This window comes from Rodentibacter genomosp. 1 (assembly GCF_001999285.1).
GTDB lineage: Bacteria > Pseudomonadota > Gammaproteobacteria > Enterobacterales > Pasteurellaceae > Rodentibacter.
In genome coordinates, this window is sequence record NZ_MLHN01000016.1 from 55,550 (window position 1) to 72,719 (window position 17,170).

Annotated in this window: 13 protein-coding genes; 4 read left to right on the top strand and 9 right to left on the bottom strand. The window is 40.4% G+C overall.

Going from position 1 to position 17,170, the window contains the following annotated elements; genetic code table 11:
* Positions 1-51 precede the first annotated feature (51 nt).
* The 5 genes from BKK54_RS09070 to moeA form a co-directional block, all read right to left on the bottom strand.
* A complete protein-coding gene (locus BKK54_RS09070) occupies positions 52-1,443 on the bottom strand; it encodes a DegQ family serine endoprotease (RefSeq protein WP_077542764.1) in 1,392 nt (463 codons plus the stop codon).
* 186 nt (positions 1,444-1,629) lie between these two features.
* A complete protein-coding gene (gene gshAB, locus BKK54_RS09075; protein ID WP_077542765.1) occupies positions 1,630-3,903 on the bottom strand; it encodes a bifunctional glutamate--cysteine ligase GshA/glutathione synthetase GshB in 2,274 nt (757 codons plus the stop codon).
* A 450-nt stretch (positions 3,904-4,353) separates the two neighbouring features.
* Positions 4,354-4,893 carry a hypoxanthine phosphoribosyltransferase gene (gene hpt / locus BKK54_RS09080; RefSeq protein ID WP_077542766.1) on the bottom strand — a complete coding sequence of 180 codons (540 nt, stop codon included), beginning with the start codon at positions 4,891-4,893 and terminating at the stop codon, positions 4,354-4,356.
* Positions 4,894-5,005: 112 nt separating this feature from the next.
* On the bottom strand, positions 5,006-5,746 hold the full coding sequence (moeB, locus tag BKK54_RS09085; protein WP_077542767.1) for a molybdopterin-synthase adenylyltransferase MoeB: 741 nt from the start codon (positions 5,744-5,746) through the stop codon (positions 5,006-5,008).
* Between the two features lie 3 nt (positions 5,747-5,749).
* Positions 5,750-6,964 carry a molybdopterin molybdotransferase MoeA gene (gene moeA / locus BKK54_RS09090; protein ID WP_077542768.1) on the bottom strand — a complete coding sequence of 405 codons (1,215 nt, stop codon included), beginning with the start codon at positions 6,962-6,964 and terminating at the stop codon, positions 5,750-5,752.
* 137 nt (positions 6,965-7,101) lie between these two features.
* On the opposite strand from moeA, the gene folE reads away from it, so the two are divergent.
* From folE to BKK54_RS09105, 3 genes are all read left to right on the top strand, one after another.
* Positions 7,102-7,758 carry a GTP cyclohydrolase I FolE gene (folE, locus tag BKK54_RS09095; RefSeq protein ID WP_077542769.1) on the top strand — a complete coding sequence of 219 codons (657 nt, stop codon included), beginning with the start codon at positions 7,102-7,104 and terminating at the stop codon, positions 7,756-7,758.
* 432 nt (positions 7,759-8,190) lie between these two features.
* Complete coding sequence (locus BKK54_RS09100; protein ID WP_077542770.1) at positions 8,191-9,915, top strand: hypothetical protein; 1,725 nt, start codon at positions 8,191-8,193, stop codon at positions 9,913-9,915.
* Between the two features lie 92 nt (positions 9,916-10,007).
* Positions 10,008-11,435, top strand: a complete 1,428-nt coding sequence (locus BKK54_RS09105) for a surface lipoprotein assembly modifier (protein ID WP_077542771.1) — start codon at positions 10,008-10,010, stop codon at positions 11,433-11,435.
* Between the two features lie 61 nt (positions 11,436-11,496).
* Here the strand turns inward: BKK54_RS09105 and BKK54_RS09110 are convergent, their stop codons facing one another.
* Positions 11,497-12,051: an NAD(P)H nitroreductase gene (locus BKK54_RS09110; protein ID WP_077542772.1), complete on the bottom strand. Its 555-nt coding sequence runs from the start codon at positions 12,049-12,051 to the stop codon at positions 11,497-11,499.
* Positions 12,052-12,163: 112 nt separating this feature from the next.
* Between BKK54_RS09110 and sppA the strand changes: the two genes are divergently transcribed.
* Positions 12,164-14,023: a signal peptide peptidase SppA gene (gene sppA, locus BKK54_RS09115; protein WP_077542798.1), complete on the top strand. Its 1,860-nt coding sequence runs from the start codon at positions 12,164-12,166 to the stop codon at positions 14,021-14,023.
* Positions 14,024-14,309: 286 nt separating this feature from the next.
* On the opposite strand, the gene BKK54_RS09120 is transcribed toward sppA, so the two are convergent.
* From BKK54_RS09120 to BKK54_RS09130, 3 genes are read right to left on the bottom strand one after another with little or no spacing between them, the layout of a single operon-like run.
* Positions 14,310-15,242, bottom strand: a complete 933-nt coding sequence (locus BKK54_RS09120) for a bile acid:sodium symporter family protein (RefSeq protein WP_077542773.1) — start codon at positions 15,240-15,242, stop codon at positions 14,310-14,312.
* Positions 15,243-15,302: 60 nt separating this feature from the next.
* Positions 15,303-16,112 carry a peptide ABC transporter ATP-binding protein gene (locus BKK54_RS09125; protein WP_077542774.1) on the bottom strand — a complete coding sequence of 270 codons (810 nt, stop codon included), beginning with the start codon at positions 16,110-16,112 and terminating at the stop codon, positions 15,303-15,305.
* Between the two features lie 3 nt (positions 16,113-16,115).
* The gene (locus BKK54_RS09130; RefSeq protein ID WP_077542775.1) at positions 16,116-17,168 is read right to left on the bottom strand and encodes a peptide ABC transporter ATP-binding protein; all 1,053 of its coding nucleotides are present in this window, start codon (positions 17,166-17,168) and stop codon (positions 16,116-16,118) included.
* Positions 17,169-17,170: the final 2 nt, after the last annotated feature.

Here is a 17,170-nt window from a genome sequence, read left to right on the forward strand (position 1 = left end):
ATAAAACACCGTTTTTATAAAATTGCTGTCAAACAGACCGCACTTTTAATCTTATTGCACGAGTAAATAGAAATTGCTGTTACCACGCAAAATATTTAATGCCACTGCGGAAGGTTTATCTTCTAAAACCTTACGTAAATCTTGGGTTGATTCCACCGCTTGGCGATTTACCCCAATGATAATATCGCCAACTTTTAATCCTCGTTGTGCAGCAAGGGAATTCGGTTGAATTTTACTGATTTCAATCCCTTTTATCCCTTTCTCATTGTAGTTATTTAATTCTGCACCGTCTAAGGCTCGCAATTCAATACTGCTTGCACTTTGACCTTTTCCGTCATCCGCTTGTAATTTCACCTTCACATTTTGTGATTTACCATCACGTAAATAGGTGAGCTCAATTTCTTTTCCTGCGCCAGATGTCGCAATTTTGGCACGCATTTCTGCAAAACTTGAGATTTTTTGACCGTTCATTGCAGTGATTACATCACCGGCTTTGATTCCGGCTTTTTCTGCAGCGGAATGAGGTAATACTTCACTCACAAATGCACCTTGTTGAGCATTAACATTGAAGACTTTTGCGAGATCGGCATTTAATTCACCGCCTTTAATTCCTAATAATCCACGACGTACTTCACCAAATTCTAAAATTTGTTGAACGATATTGTTCGCTTGGTTACTTGGAATTGCAAAAGCAATGCCGGCATTACCGCCACTTGGTGAAATAATCGCAGTATTGATACCGATTAGCTCACCATTTAAATTTACCAGTGCGCCACCGGAATTGCCACGGTTTACCGCGGCATCCGTTTGAATATAGTTTTCATAAGCGCCACTATCAGAACCCGTTGAACGCCCGAGTGCGGAAACAATACCTGAGGTTACTGTTTGACCTAAACCAAATGGGTTACCAATAGCAATGGTGAAATCACCCACACGCAATTTGTCAGAATCGGCAAATTTAAGTGCGGTCAAATTTGATGGCTTTTCAATTTGAATTAACGCAATATCTGACTGTTCGTCTTTCCCGACTAATTTTGCTTTAAACTCTCGCCCGTCTTGTAAGGTCACATTGATTTTATCTGCATCATTGATGACGTGATTATTGGTTAATACATAGCCTTTATCTGCATTAATAATCACACCTGAACCCAATCCTCGGAAGTTGCGTGAACTGCCACGGTGACCAAACTGTTCTGCGAATTGATCACCGAAGAAAAATCTAAACTCCTCTGGAATATCATCCGGAAGTGCTGAACGACTATTTCGTTTTGCTTTGCCTTCCACGGAAATGGTCACCACGGCCGGCTGTACTTTTTCAAGCATAGGAGCAAGGCTATTTTGTTCACTGATAAAACTCGGCAAACTTGCTTGTGTACTAATAGATGTGCCTAGAACACTTAAACCTAATGCAATACTGCTTAATAAAAAATGACTTTTTTTCATAGAATCTCCAAGTAAAAATATAGACAGTCTCTAAATATGTGCTCGGTTAGACAAGGATATGGGGAAAATGTTCAGAAATACAAGGGAGAAGAAGGTGGCTATCTAGTAGAAATATGATGAAATGCCCCCTATTTTAGATAAGCAAAAAGGCGAATCTACTGCGATTCGCCTTTAGTATTAGAGACATTATTTCAATTCTGGAAACAACATGTTCAGTACATTTTGCGTGACCCTGCGGGATTGCCCCATATAAGGGAAAATATGCATCATCATCATAGGATTGAAATTGGCTTCAATTACGCCCCAAGACCCCAAATGCGGCTCAGCGGGTTTGGTGAGATCTGGGATAATTAAATCCACGCCACACACCGCCGCTCCCATCGCCTTAGTGATGCCCACTGCAAGTGCTTTATAACTTGGATGCATTTGATCGGTCATATCAATTGAATCACCACCGGTACTGATATTGGAATTGGCTCTTAATTGCACCAACTGATCTTTTGGCGGTATGCTATCAGCCGTCAAGCCTTGTTCTTTTAACTGTAATTGTTCAATATCGCCTAAGGTAATTTTCTTCAGTGGCGTACGGCTACCATCACCACGCAGAGGGTGATCGTTTTTCTGAGCAACTAATTCCGCTACTGTATGCACGCCATCACCGATGACATTAGCCGGAACCCGTAATAACACAGCCAAGGTTTCATCGCCTAAGACAAAGAAGCGATATTCGGTACCGCTGAGATAATCTTCCACCATAATTTCTTTGTCTTCACGGAAAGCGATTTCAATGGCTTTGGCAAAATCCTCACGATCATGCACGCTTTGTTGGAAAATGCTGATACCTAAACCATAATTGGTAGATTTTGGTTTGATCACCACGGCACGTCCCGCAAATAAAGGGTAGCCGGCAATAGCTTGTTTTATATCGGTAAATTCTACGCTCTGAGGAACATTAAAGCCGGATTTTGCCAACACCTTTTTGGTGACGACTTTATTTTCCATGATAAGTGGTGAAATATAGCTATCGTGCGAAGTCATATTGCCGTTTTTTACATATTCCAAATGATCACCGAATTGCAGACTGAGGAATTGATCCCGCTCATCTAGAATTTCAATTTTTAGCCCTTTTTGGATCGCATCAAACATTAAGGCTTGAGTAGAAAGCTCCATATTATCAAAGGCAGACAACGCATAAAAACGTTCAAATGCCTGTTCTTTATAGCGTATCGCCAGTTTTGCCCCCAGTTTTTGATAACTGCCATGTTCTTCAATCGCTTTTACTAAACGTGCGCTGAGGGTTTGAGTTGGATTGGCAAATTGCGTGAGTTTATCCTTAACAATATTTTTGATTTTCTCATCGCTATGAATGTCTGCCAACATAGCTAGCAGTTGGTGTAAAACCTGTTCTCCTTCCGCTTGAAACGCAGTGGGAGATAATGGATCTTCCAAGGCTACTTGTGCTAATTTTTCTTTGCCTAAATTGACCGCACTTTCGGTGGATTCTTCATCCAGCCAAGCCATAAGTAAAATGAAATAATGCACGAACTTTGCATCGTTCAAGCCGATGCCATAAGGCTCAAATGGATTCAAATCAAACAGTCTGAATTCTAAATATTGGATACCGTTTTGAAGCAGTTCTCGGGCATGTTTTGCGCCACGCAAACGGACGTTGGAGTACAACTCTTTTTCTGCAATTAACTGACCGCTATTAACCGCATGTTCCAGCGTGTTCACATAATCTTGTAGGCTATCGTAAGAAATTTTTACACTTGGATCATTCACATAACCGTATTGGCTGGAACGCAAACTGCGTACATATTGCCCCGGTTTGAGTGGCGTACCGTCGCGAAAATAATTGGTATCAACAGTTGGTGTTGCTGCCAGTAAATAAACAAGAATCCATTGATAACGCAAGAAATTACGGGCAATTTTCAGATATAAATCATTTTGAAAATCTACCGCACTTTGGTAGTCATTTTGCCCGCTAAAGAGCTGTTGAACTAAGGTAGGATCGAGTTGAAAGTTATAGTGAATACCGCTCACCATTTGTTTACTTTTTCCGTAAGACTTTACCAAGTGCTCACGGTATGCTACATCCACCGGGTTTTCCAATTGTGCCACTTTGATTTGATCTTCCCGAGGCAACTTTGCCGGCATACTTAACGGAAACACATATTCATCTTGCGGCATAGTACGCAATACCACTTCATGAATGGCTGACAGCCAGCGGAAGGTGTCTTCAATGTTTTTATTTGGTGGCGTAATTAATTCAAGCTGGCTTTCGGCAAAATCTGTTTGGATATAGGGGTGATAAGCGCGATCGCCAAAACTTTTCGGGTGTTCAGTCACGACGATGGATCCATCTGCATATACACGTTGACTTTCTTTTTCAATCCCAAAAGAGCCTTGCTGAAACAGCAGAGCCAACCGATTTTCTTTTATAACCTGCTGAATTTTCATAGAGTCTCCTTTCTCCTTATTGGGTAAGGCATTGATATTGCCCGGTTGGAATTTATTTTGATATGACCAAATTATCAAAATTAATTTATCTCAACGCAAATAAAAAAATCGCCTTAGCTATAAGGAATAGTTATAAGAGAATGGAGAAATATTTTTAGGTGTAGGAAACATATTGTAAGAAAAAGGAAGAAGAAAATAACGTCGATATTATGTAGTGGCGTTAAACTGGTTGGTTTTGGGTTCTGTTGTCGGGACTGCTTGTGTCCATTTTTTCTATATTGAAATCATTTGATTGATATGAGACGCACACTATGTATCTCTATATTCGTTGGAAATTTCAGTTTTTTGGAATGTGCAACATAATACGGGGATAAAGAGTATCGGCGAAATAAAAAATCATTCCAATATGGTAAAGGGCATCTGTATGATGCCCTTAAACGCATTATGCTCTTATTCTTCCAAGATGACTTTACCAATGTAACCTAAATTACGATGGCGTTGGGCGTAGTCAATACCGTAGCCAACAACAAATTCATCGGGGATTTCAAATCCGACCCACTCCACCGGCACGCTAACCTCACGGCGTGATGGTTTATCTAATAGGGTACAAATCGCTAGGCTTGCAGGATCTCGTAAATTTAGAATTTCCCGGACTTTTTCAAGAGTGTAACCCGTATCAATAATGTCTTCTACGATTAGTACGTGTTCACCACGAATATCGCCTTCCAAATCTTTTGTGATCTTCACATCATGGTTAGTCGTTATACCGCTACCGTAACTTGAGGTTGTCATAAATTCAATTTCGACCGGCAGTTTTAATTCACGGACTAAATCTGCCATAAACATAAATGAACCACGTAATAAACCGATAACGATCAGTTTATTGATTTGTTTTTCTTGATAAAAAGCGGTAATTTCTGCACCTAAAATCGCAATACGTGCTTTGACATCAGATTCAGAAATGAGGACATCAACGTGATGTTTTTTCATTGTGTTTCCTTTTGGGGTATAAGACGAATAAACCTCGCTATTCTACAAAAAAAAGCCTGAGGTTTAAACTGTCAGGCTTTTTTCAATGGCTGAGTGAGAAAATATTGGTCTGTTAGCTGGCAGGAATTGCTATTTTAGGTAATGTCACTTCTCGTATGTGCATTGAGAATCCGTCAATCATCAATAACCGACCGCATAAATTTTTGCCGATATTTAACCGCACTTTAATGGCTTCTAAGGCTTGGATCGAACCTACAACACCCACAATTGGCGCAAGTACGCCGGCTTCGACACAGCTCAGTCTATTTTGACCAAAAAGTTGGCTGAGATCACGGTAGGTTGGGGTATGAGGTTCATAGGTAAATACCGAGACCATCCCCTCCATACGAATCGCTGCACCGGAAATTAAGGGGATTTTTGCTTTTTCACACTGGCGATCAAGTTCATTTCGGCTCTCAACATTATCGGTGCAATCTAACACCACATCAAAGTGCGGTAGAATTTCGGCGAGTTTTTCCTCATCCATTTTCGCATTGATTGTCTTGATTTCAATATGGGGATTGATTTGTTCAAGGGCGATTTTGGCGGACTCGACTTTAGCCATATTAAGTCGGGAATCACAGTGCAATACTTGACGTTGAAGATTAGAAAGGGAGACCGTATCAAAATCCAACAGGGTCAAATGCCCAATACCTGCCGCAGCCAGATACTGTGCCGCTGCACAGCCCAAGCCACCTAAGCCGACAATAAGCATCTTGGTTTCTTTGAGTTTTTCTTGACCGTCAAAATCCACTGCCTTGAGGATAATTTGGCGATTGTAGCGTAATTCTTCTTCGTAATTGAGTATTGTCATTTTTTAACCTAATAAATGATTAAAAGGTTCGATGGTGACGGTTTCACCGGCGTTCACATTGCCTCTGTCTTGTTCTAATACAATAAAACAATTGCTTTTCACAAAGGCACTGAATAAATGTGAACCTTGAAATCCTACCGGTTGCACTTCAATTTTTCCTTCCGAATTGATCTGATAAAAACCACGTTGGAAATCTAAACGCCCCGGTGTTTTTTTCAAATTTGTGGCTGCGATAGACGAAAAGTGCGGTGGTTTTTTCCAACATTTTTGCCCTTGAAGTTTCGCAATTAAGGGTTGAACCAGTTGATAAAAGGTCACCAAGGCTGAAACCGGATTGCCCGGTAATCCACAGAACCACGCATTTTCAAGTTTGCCAAAGGCGAAAGGTTTCCCCGGTTTGATCGCCAGTTTCCAAAAATTAATTTTTCCTACTTTCTCTAACACGGTTTTTGTAAAATCCGCTTCTCCCACAGAAACGCCACCGCTGGTTATCACAAGGTCTGCTTGTTTTTGAGCATTGATAAAGGCTTTTTCAAATTCGGCTTCATTATCGGGGAGTAAACCAACATCAATCACATCACAATGTAACGCCTCAAGTAATAATTTAATCGTGAAACGATTGGTATCATAAATTTGACCGGTTTGAAGCGGTTTCCCCACTTCAACCAATTCATCACCGGTGGAAAGTATGGCGACTTTCAAACGTGGATAGCACTTTACTTCGGCAATACCGAGAGAGGCTAATAAGGGCAAAGAAACCGCATTTAAAGGCGAACCTTGCGTCAAAACAATCTCGCCTTGTTTCACATCTTCACCGATACGGCGAATATTTTGGTTTGGTTGGGGAAGCTCGGAAAAGGTGGCGGTGCCATCTGCATTCAGTGTTACTTGCTCTTGCATAATGACGGCATCCGTGCCTGCCGGAATCATTGCTCCTGTCATTATTCTGACCGCACTTTGTGGCGCCCACTCGTCTTGGAAAGGATTGCCCGCAAAGGATTTACCCGCAACAGAAAGCGTGAGGGATTGTTGTAAATCTGACAAACGCACTGCATAACCGTCCATTGCGGAATTATCAAAAGAAGGCACATTAATCGGGGAAATCACATTTTCCGCACAAACTCGATTTGCTGCATCTTGTAAATTAACGGTTTCGGTAATTGAGGGAGCGGAGAGTTGTTCCAGCATTTGATTGCGTGCTTGATCCAAGGTGAGCATAGGAAAATCCTTATTGGAGAAAAATTGTCGGCTATTTTATCCCTAAAGATTCATTCATTCAAATAAGCAATTTTTCTCATTTTACGATCGGTTTATCCTTTGCTAGAATACCGCATCATTTTTTTAGGAAGACTGTTATGAGCGAAATTTCACCCGATGCCCTAAGTGTTCGAGATGCTTTAAGAGAAAAAGGCATTGAAACCCCAATGATTGACCCGAGCAAAAATAAAGATGAACGCCGTATTGGCATTGCCAAACATATGAATGAAGTGATGAAACTCATTGGGTTAGATTTGGCGGATGACAGTTTGGAAGAAACGCCTCATCGTTTGGCAAAAATGTTTATTGATGAAATCTTCAGTGGAATGGATTATGCCAATTTCCCGAAAATGACAAAGATTAAAAATCAAATGAAAGTGAGTGAAATGGTACAAGTGAATGACATCACACTTACCAGCACTTGCGAACATCATTTTGTCACCATTGACGGCAAAGTTTGTGTGGCATACTACCCGAAAGATTGGGTGATTGGTCTGTCTAAAATCAACCGAATTGTGTCCTTTTTCGCCCAACGTCCACAAGTGCAAGAGCGATTAACAGAACAGCTTCTCACCGCCTTTCAAACCATTTTGGAAACCGATGATGTGGCGGTTTATGTGAAAGCCACCCACTTTTGTGTAAAAGCCCGTGGTATTAAAGACACCCACAGCTACACCGTCACCTCCGCTTATGGCGGTGTATTCTTAGAAGACCGGGATACACGCAAAGAATTTCTCGCCACTGTTCAAAAATAAATCCTAAATTCCTAAACGATAAAGCGTAAGGACACACCGCGTGTGTCCGTTATAAAATCAACCAATTTCAATAGGTTATAAACGGACACACGCAGTGTGTCCCTACCGTTTTCCCTAAAATCACATTTTCAGCAGCTAAAAATCTAAAATTTAGCCCTATTTTCGACCGCACTTTTCTCCGATTTATTCCTCCATTTCTTGAAAACCAAATGCGCCCTTTATCCCACGATTCCCACAGGTCAGTTTGTTGAAAAATCACAGGCAAATTTTAAGCCATTAATGGTTTCTTGCGCCAAATCATTGGGTTGAATTGTTTTTGCTCAAATTGTTCAATTTTTGCTTTACTTTTGTTTTTTTTTTGTACGATATTGCCGTTTTTGCTTGCAAAAACAGAAACATACTCACAGAAATTGATTTAATTTGGAGGTAACAATGAACGTTACGATGAAAAAAACAGCAGCGGCAGCGATTGTGGCTTTAATGTTGAGCGGATGTAAAATTTTTGGTTCTTCCGGTAGCCATACACCTCAACCGATTGAACCTGTTCCAACAGTGAAAGCGATTGATTACAGCAAACAATCCGTACAACAGCTTGAGCAAAGTGCGACAACAGCACAAAAAGTACTAAGCGATAGCCAAACCAAACTTACCCAAGTGGAAACTCAAATTACGGAAATTAACCGTCGTATTACCACACTTAATCAAGAAATTAGTGTGTTGGAAAAAGCGGAAAAACCGGATGCCAATGCATTAAAAGAAAAACGTGATGCCTTGGCAGAAGCCAACCAAGCCTTAACCGTGCAAAATAAAATTTTAGTGGTGGCACAACAAGATGTGAAACAAGCACAAATCAATGTGACGAATGTGCAAAACATTTTGATTGAGAAAAAAGCCGAGCAAAATAAACCGCCTGTTGTGGTCGTGCCGGATAATCCATCTCAACCAAGCCAACCGACTCAGCCGGAACAGCCAACAGAGCCTGAACAACCGAGCCAACCGACTCAACAGGAACAGCCATCAGAGCCTGAGCAACCGAGTAAGCCTACTCAACCGGAACAGCCATCAGAGCCTGAGCAACCAAGCCAACCGACTCAACAGGAACAGCCATCAGAGCCTGAGCAACCGAGTAAGCCTACTCAACCGGAACAGCCAACTAAACCTGTTCAACCAAGCGAACCAACTCAACCAGAGAAACCGACAATAAAACCAGAGCCTCAACCTGAACCAGAAAAAACATCGATAAATTTAGAAGGAGAAGAATGGCGTAAAGGCGCTCGGTATGATTACTCAAAGCGTTTTCATAGTTATCGGTATGGATATGTAAAAGGTTATGATGGTCCGGAAGGTGAACTTGTATTATCAAGGCAAAATAATCCTTATTTTGAAGGGTTAAATTTTGATTACCTTGCGAGAACAGATGAAAAAAATCCGGATTTCTATGGTTGGCATGAAGGTTATTTTGAGAATGAAGGGATTATCGGTATTGAAATTAAAGAGTTAGATAAGGATGGTTACATTACTAAAGCAGTACGCCCAGAAAAATTTAACTTAATTTTTAAAAATACGCCTTATAGTACCTATGGTGCTTTGTACACGAATGAACATGATGTAAAACTATTTATGCTAACAGGCAGTAATGCAGCCTTGGGAGAACGCAGTGATGCTTATTCTGTTGGAAAATTTAGAGTAAATGATAAAGGGGTTAAAACAGATTATATTGATTATATTGATGAGGTGAAAGGTTCAGCAACTTATAAAGGTGAGGTGCTAGCGAGAACAGATAGTGTTTATGTAAGTGGTTATATAAATCAGAATTATTCGCCGACAAAACCATTTAAAGACGGTGATATTACGATTAATGCCCATTTTGGTTCACGACCTGAGGAAAACTTTACTACTGCAACGTTAAATAGCAAAACCTTAGGAAAGAGAGAATTTGGGAAATCAAGAATGGAGTTAACCTCAGGTTCTATTCAATTTAAAAATGAGGGAAATTTATTAGAAAGAGAGCGTGAACTTATTCTTCAAGGAAGATTTGTAGGTGAAAAAGCTTCGGAAGCGGTTGGTCAGATTCGTTATGAAGGTCGTCAAATTAATCGTACAAATAACAACCAAAGTTATGAGGCTGTCTTTAGTGCTGAAAAACAGCCTAAATAATAAAAATACTATGTCTATTAATTAGATATTCTATACAGGGGCGGATATTCCATTCGCCCTTATTTATAAAAATATGATTCCATTAAATTAATATGAAAACAACCTCATTCCTAACCGCACTTTTTCCTCTATTTTTCACTTTCCCCACCTCAGCGAATCTTGCCGAGCTGGAACAAAAAATCAAAGTAGCAACGCCGAAAAAAGCGGAGCAGGCGGTGGCTCCACTCGGGCAAAATGCTATGCCGATGAACATCACTGAGGAAGATTTAAAAAACAACCCGATTTTAACCCAACAACTCTTAACCCAAGCGATTTATGCTCGTGATCCTCAGTTGATTGAAAAATTGTTGGCGATTTACAAAACTTTCCCTGAAAACGACCGTTTGCTTGTCCAATTTGCGGAAGCCAAACATGCGGCACTAAGCGGAGAGTTAAGCCAAGCCATTCGGATTTATCGTGAAATGTTGGCAGAACGGGCGGATCTTAACCCTGTGCGGATTGAACTTGCCATTGCCTTATTTCAGGATAAACAAAACACCGCCGCCACTGAACAATTTCAAAAAGCCTTGAGCGATCCTGCCACACCTGCCCAAGTGCAACAGCTTATCAATGCTTATTTAGATGCCTTGCAGGAACGGGATTCATGGCAGATTTCCGCCAGCGCCTATTATGTGCGTGATACCAACGTGAATAATACGGGCGACAGCCGTAATATTGAGCAAACGGGCTTTGTGAAAAATGATGATATGATGCCGCAAACCGCACACGGGATTACTTATAACCTCTATCTCGGCAAAGATTTTAATCTCGGCAACCGCTATTATTTAGGCTTTGAAAACGATCTGTCGGGTAAAAGTTATTGGGATAATCACGATTATGATGATATTTATAACCGCACTTCCCTTGGACTGCGTTATAAAACCGCACAATCTACCTTGAGCCTGCAGCCCTTTTATGAAAAACGTTGGTATGGTGGCGAAAGTTACCAATGGGCAAATGGCGCAAGATTGGAATTAAGCCATTGGCTCAATCCGAATTGGCAACTTTCAAGTGCCGCAGAATTTGCCAAACAGCGTTATTTTGACGCTTACAGCCAAGACGGTAATCGAAAACTCATTTCTGCCACGCTGGTTTGGGCAAGAACGCCACGGCAATTTTTCTACTTTGGCGGTGATTTTAACCGTGAAACTACAAGAGTGAAACAATATAGCTCCGATACTCAATCCATCCGTTTAGGCTGGGGGCAAGAATGGGGCAAAGGCATTTCAAGCCGTTTGGGTTTCGGCATTTCACAACGTCACTACAAAGACGAAGCGGTGCTAGGCAGGCTGATTACTTTAGGAAAAGTTCGTAAAGATCGTATTTTTAATGTGAATTTGACTTTATGGAAACGGGATTGGCATTTTCTCGGTATTACACCCAAATTACAATTTTCCTACCGAAAACAAAAAAGTAATATCCCGACAATGTATTCCTACGACCGCCAAAACCTGAATTTGATTTTTGAGAAATCTTTTTAAATTTATTGGAGATAGTGTAGTGGGTGAATCTTGTTCACCCACTTTTTTAAAGGAAGGATTTTTATAAATAACTCACAAATTCTTCAATATTTTCTTGGCGACATTCTCTATCCGTTTTTTCTGCCGCCGTACCGATCATTAAGAGTGCCACGATTTCATCTTGTTCACGGCAATCTAGGGCTTGGCGTAGTGCGCTGCCGTTTACCCATTTACCGGTGATCCAAACATTGTCAAAGCCTTGTGAATGGGCAGCAAGTTGAATGCCGTATGCTGCGCAACCTGCGGTGACTAATTGTTCCCATTCCGGTACTTTTGCTACATCAGGACTAATTTTTGCGATAACAGCGATCACCATAGGGGCACGGTGTGCCAAATTCTCCGCTTTTTTTAACCGCTCTTCACCAAGGTTGAGTTCAACCACGGCATCTTTGAGCAAACCTTCTAATTTATTTAAACCCTCATTTTCGATAACGACAAAATGATAGGGGTGTAATTTGCCGTGATCCGGTGTACGAAGAGCGGCTTGGAAAATTTGTTCAAGTTGGGCTTTATCCGGTGCAGGTGCAGCGAGTTTTTTATTGGAACGGCGGGTGGTTAAAAGGGTTAAAGCATCCATTTTTCTCTCTCATATAAAATAAAAGTGCGGTGGATTATAGCATAGTTTTTAGTACGGGTTTATGTTACCCTAGGCGCAATTTTTTTGATCTGTCTAATACCCTATGAACCCTATTTTTCGAGTGATTAAATTTTGTTGGCACGCACTAAATTTTATTCGTGATTTAGTGATGAATTTTTTCTTTTTAGTGTTTGTTTTATTGTTAATTAGCCTGTTTAGTTTCACTAGTAATACGAAAAAAGGCAGTATGAATTTAACTGCTGATAAAGGGGCATTGTTGCTTAATCTAGACGGTTATTTAGCAGACAATCGTGATGAGGCATTTGGTTGGCAACAAGCACTACGAGAGTTAAGCACAAACGATCACACTCCATTACAAATATCGACTTTCGATGTAGTTTATGCCATTAACTTGGCTAAAAATGATGATAGCATTCGAGGCTTGGTATTGGATCTTAATTATTTTTCCGGTGGAGATTTGCCGGCGATGGGCTATATCGGCAAAGCGATTCAGGATTTTAAAACTTCAGAGAAACCCGTTATTGCCTTTGCTAATAATTATTCCCAAGGCCAGTATTTTTTAGCCAGTTTTGCCGATCAAATTTATTTGAACCCAATCGGGCAGGTATCCATTCAAGGCTTGGCACAAGAGAATTTATACTACAAAGATTTATTGGATAAATTGGCTATCACGCCTCATATTTTCCGTGTAGGTACTTATAAATCTGCCGTTGAACCTTTTTTACGTAATGATATGTCGCCGGAAGCAAAGGCAAATATGAATCAATGGTTAAACGGTATGTGGGAAAGTTACGTTCAGATTGTCAGCATGAACCGCCATATCTCGAAGGAAACACTATTACCGAATGCGAAGCAATATTTAGCCGACTTGAAAGCCTTAAAGGGGGACAGTACCGCTTATACTAAACAGCGTAAATTAGTGACAGATCTTGCTAGCAATTTAGATTTAGATAAAAAATTGACCGCACTTTTTGGCAAAAACACGGAAGGTGAGGTGAATATGGTGGATTTCTCTACGTATTTGTCCGGATTTGAAGATAGAATGGCATCTTCTTCAATGGGGGAAAATAAAATTGCCGTGGTGAATGTGGAAGGGGCGATTATTGATGGCGAAAGTGCAGAAGGGGATGTCGGTGGCAACACCGTGGCACGTTTACTGCGTAGGGCATATGACGATGAAAGCGTGAAAGCGGTGATATTACGGGTAAACTCACCGGGGGGAAGTGCTTTCGCTTCGGAATTGATTCGTCAAGAAGTCGATAATCTACAAAAATCAGGTAAACCCGTTGTCGTGTCTATGGGAGCGATGGCAGCATCAGGGGGCTATTGGATTTCTGCTACCTCCGATTACATTATTGCGGATAAAAATACCATCACCGGTTCTATCGGCATTTTTGCAATGTTGCCAACTTTTGAAAATGCGATGAAAAAAATTGGCGTGAATGCAGATGGGGTAAAAACCACAGAATTGGCTGAAGGCTCGATTTTTAGTCCGCTCACAAAAAATACAAAAGATATTTATCAGTTAGAAATTGAGCATGGCTATGATAAATTTTTGACTTTAGTCAGTAAAGGTCGCCAAATGTCAAAAAATGCCGTAGATAACATAGCACAAGGTCAAGTATGGTTGGGTAAAGATGCCTTCAAACATAATCTTGTAGATGAGCTGGGAGATTTTGATCGTGCCGTAGAAAAGGCAGGTGAATTGGTAAATCTTCATCGTGATCCTGTGATTGAAGATTTTACAGTGGAATGGATGCTTGAAGACGATACCGGTTTGGTGAGTAAATTATTTCGTGATTTTAGACAAAGCGGACAGTTACTGTTTGCACAATGGCTTGATCTTCCCAAACCTCTCCAACAATTTAAACAGCATTTCAATCAGCTAAATAAATTTAATGATCCCAAAGGACAATATTTGTATTGTTTGAGTTGTGGGGAAGTGAAGTAGTGAAAATTATTTTGATAAATTTTATTTAAAGCTTTCTGCTTGATTATCAAGATCAAAATAAATGGGAAATATTGCTTCAATTCGTATATGAAAATTGTATTCAAGGAATTGATTTTAATTAAAAAAGCAGGGTAATACCTGCTTTTCTTTTATAAAGAGCGGTCAAATTTATCCTTATTTTAGGTATTATGCAGCAAATGTTCAAGGATAGAAATTTAAGGACTACTAAGCATCTCCCTACAAATAAACCCGACGTTAGATTTGTATAATAGTGGCATAATACTGCTTATTTTTTATCCTTCATCGTCGAGAAAATATTTGCCAAAATCGGACCGGATATATTGTGCCAGAAGCTGAATAATGCACTAGGTACGGCAGAAATTGGATTAAAGTGTGCTGCTGCAAGTGCAGCCCCTAAACCGGAATTTTGCATACCGACTTCAATGGCAATGGCCTTGCTATCCACCGTATTGAGTTTAAACAATCTTGCGGCAAGAAAACCCGTGAAATAACCTAAACAGTTGTGTAATACAACGACACTAAAGATTAATAATCCTGATTCCACAATTTTATCTTTGCTCACCGCCACTACGGCAGACAAAATTAAGACAATTGAAATAACGGAGATTAATGGCATAATTTGGCCGGCTTGAGCAATGACGTTTTTGAATAGCATACGTATGAGTAATCCCAAGAAAATCGGGAATAAGACCATTTTTAAGACCGACATAAACATTGCGGAGGCATTAATATCAAGCCATTGACTTGCCAGTAAGTAGAAAATTGCCGGAGTGAGAAGTGGTGAAAGTAAAGTCGAAATCGTGGTGCAGGCAACAGAGAGAGCTGTGTTACCTTTTGCCAGATAGGTCATTACATTTGATGAAGTCCCGCCGGGGCAAGAGCCGACCAAGATGACACCTACGGCAAGGTCAGAGGGTAAATGAAAGGCTTTAGCCAAGAAAAATGCGATAGCCGGCATAATCACAAATTGACCTACCACACCAATAAATACCGCTTTCGGATGTTTGGCGACTTCACCAAAATCATTGAAAGTGAGTGTGATGCCCATACCAAACATAACCAAGCCAAGTAAATAGGGGATGTAAGGGGTAAAAAATTTAAATGTGTCTGGAAATAGAAAAGCAAGAACAGCAAAAACGATCGCCCATAGTGCAAAAGTTTTACTGAAAAATTGGGTTAATTTAAGTAGTGTTTGCATGGTTTTTCCTGATTAAGTAATAGAAAGTGCGGTTGATTCTAAAAGTATTTTTCTTATCAATCAATCATCTATGTTTTGACGAATCCAAGCACTTTCATCAAGTAGGCGACCAAAATGACTTTCGACTAAACGTTTTGTTACGGTTGTTTGAGGCGTGCAAAACAGATCTTTAGGCGGGCCGTATTCAATGATTTTTCCTTCCTCCATCACGAGTACTTGATCTGCCATATGTTTGACTAAACCTAAATCCTGTCCCACATAAATATAGGCAATGCCAAGCCGGGCTTGAAGCTCAAGGGTGAGATTAACCAGTTGTATGCGTACAGACGCGTCAAGTCCGCCGAGGGAATCATCCACAATGATAATTTCAGGTTCTAAAATAAGGGCTCGGGCTAAGGCAATACGTTGTTTTTGGCTGATTGAAAGATGTTTGATTTTTAAATTGGTGTAATCAGGATAAAGTCCGACCATTGTGAGAGTTTGAAAAATTTTCTGATTACGTGTTTCTTCATCCCAATCCGTTGTGAGTCGAAGAGGGGTATCGAGAATTTGACCGATATTTTGACGTAGGTTAAAAGCTGAATTGGCATCTTGGAATACCATACGAATGTGCTGGGTTCGGTAACGAGGATTTTCAAAATCAAGAGGTTGATTGTTGAATTTTATTTCTCCCGAAGTGGGTTTTGTCATTCCGGCTATCATTTTCACCAATGTGGATTTTCCCGAACCGTTTTTTCCAATGATCGCAAGTGTTTGTTTTCGTTCAAGATTAAAACTCACGTTGTCCACCGCATTAAATGATCTTGAGCCAAACCAACGGGCTGGGCCATCAAAGATTTTACAGAGATCGATGACTTGTAATAAAGGCATAGATTAGTCCTTATTGGGTTCAGTGGATAAGGTTAATGGAGAATTGACCACCGTTTCTTTGATATGTTTTTCTCGAAAGTTAATCGGAAAATGGCAAGAAAATTCATGTTGTTTAATACGATAACGTGCCGGTTTTTTGATACATTGTTTTTGTGAAAAAGGGCAACGTGGCCCAAATCGGCATCCCATCGGCATTTGTTCTAAAAGTGGTACAGTACCTTCTAATGTAGCAAGTTTAGCCTTAAAACCGAGCGGTTGGGTAAAATCCGGTACAGAGTGAACCAGTGCATGTGTATAAGGATGATGAGGAGATTCCAGTAAGGTTTGTGTTGGTGCTGATTCTGTATTTTGCCCACAATAGAGTACAGATACGGTATGACAAAAATCACTCACACTGGGAATATCATTGCTGACTAACAGAATGCTGGTACCTTGGTTTTGATTCATACTGGAAAGCAACCGGAATACTTGGCGTGCGGTAATGGATTCCAAAGCATTAGTGGGTTCATCAGCAATTAACAGACGAGGTTGATTTGCCACCGCAATCGCAATCATCACTTTTTGACCTTCTCCTTCTGTGAGTTCATTAGGATAGCTTGCCATAATGTCTTTATGATTTTTTATTCCGACACGATGGAGTAATTCAATCGCACGACGTTTTTTCCAACCAAACCAGTGCCACCATTTTCCACGATATGTCCAGTTTGGAATATGTTGAATTAACTGTTTACCAATTTTCCGACTGGGATCTAAACAGGTGAGCGGATCTTGAAAAATCATCGAAATTTCTTTACCCACTAATTTTCTGCGTTGTGTGGGGGAAAGTTTTAACAGTTCAATATCATTAAAACGGAAGCGATCTGCGGTGATAACCCAATTCTCTTTGGTGGCATTACCAATGACTTTTGCAATTAAACTTTTGCCTGAGCCGGATTCTCCCACAAGACCTAAAATGTCGCCGTCATTGAGGGTTAAATTGACTCCGTCAACAATTTTAACACGGCCTGATGGTGTTTTGATTTCAATGTTTAGGTTACGAATATCCAGTAGAGCCATAG

What these genes read in the sequence shown, in the direction of transcription:
- BKK54_RS09070 (WP_077542764.1), bottom strand. Translation starts at nt 1,443, where the DNA reads ATGAAAAAAAGTCATTTTTTATTAAGCAGTATTGCATTAGGTTTAAGT.
- gshAB (WP_077542765.1), bottom strand. Translation starts at nt 3,903, where the DNA reads ATGAAAATTCAGCAGGTTATAAAAGAAAATCGGTTGGCTCTGCTGTTT.
- hpt (WP_077542766.1), bottom strand. Translation starts at nt 4,893, where the DNA reads ATGAAAAAACATCACGTTGATGTCCTCATTTCTGAATCTGATGTCAAA.
- moeB (WP_077542767.1), bottom strand. Translation starts at nt 5,746, where the DNA reads ATGACAATACTCAATTACGAAGAAGAATTACGCTACAATCGCCAAATT.
- moeA (WP_077542768.1), bottom strand. Translation starts at nt 6,964, where the DNA reads ATGCTCACCTTGGATCAAGCACGCAATCAAATGCTGGAACAACTCTCC.
- folE (WP_077542769.1), top strand. Translation starts at nt 7,102, where the DNA reads ATGAGCGAAATTTCACCCGATGCCCTAAGTGTTCGAGATGCTTTAAGA.
- BKK54_RS09100 (WP_077542770.1), top strand. Translation starts at nt 8,191, where the DNA reads ATGAACGTTACGATGAAAAAAACAGCAGCGGCAGCGATTGTGGCTTTA.
- BKK54_RS09105 (WP_077542771.1), top strand. Translation starts at nt 10,008, where the DNA reads ATGAAAACAACCTCATTCCTAACCGCACTTTTTCCTCTATTTTTCACT.
- BKK54_RS09110 (WP_077542772.1), bottom strand. Translation starts at nt 12,051, where the DNA reads ATGGATGCTTTAACCCTTTTAACCACCCGCCGTTCCAATAAAAAACTC.
- BKK54_RS09120 (WP_077542773.1), bottom strand. Translation starts at nt 15,242, where the DNA reads ATGCAAACACTACTTAAATTAACCCAATTTTTCAGTAAAACTTTTGCA.
- BKK54_RS09125 (WP_077542774.1), bottom strand. Translation starts at nt 16,112, where the DNA reads ATGCCTTTATTACAAGTCATCGATCTCTGTAAAATCTTTGATGGCCCA.
- BKK54_RS09130 (WP_077542775.1), bottom strand. Translation starts at nt 17,168, where the DNA reads ATGGCTCTACTGGATATTCGTAACCTAAACATTGAAATCAAAACACCA.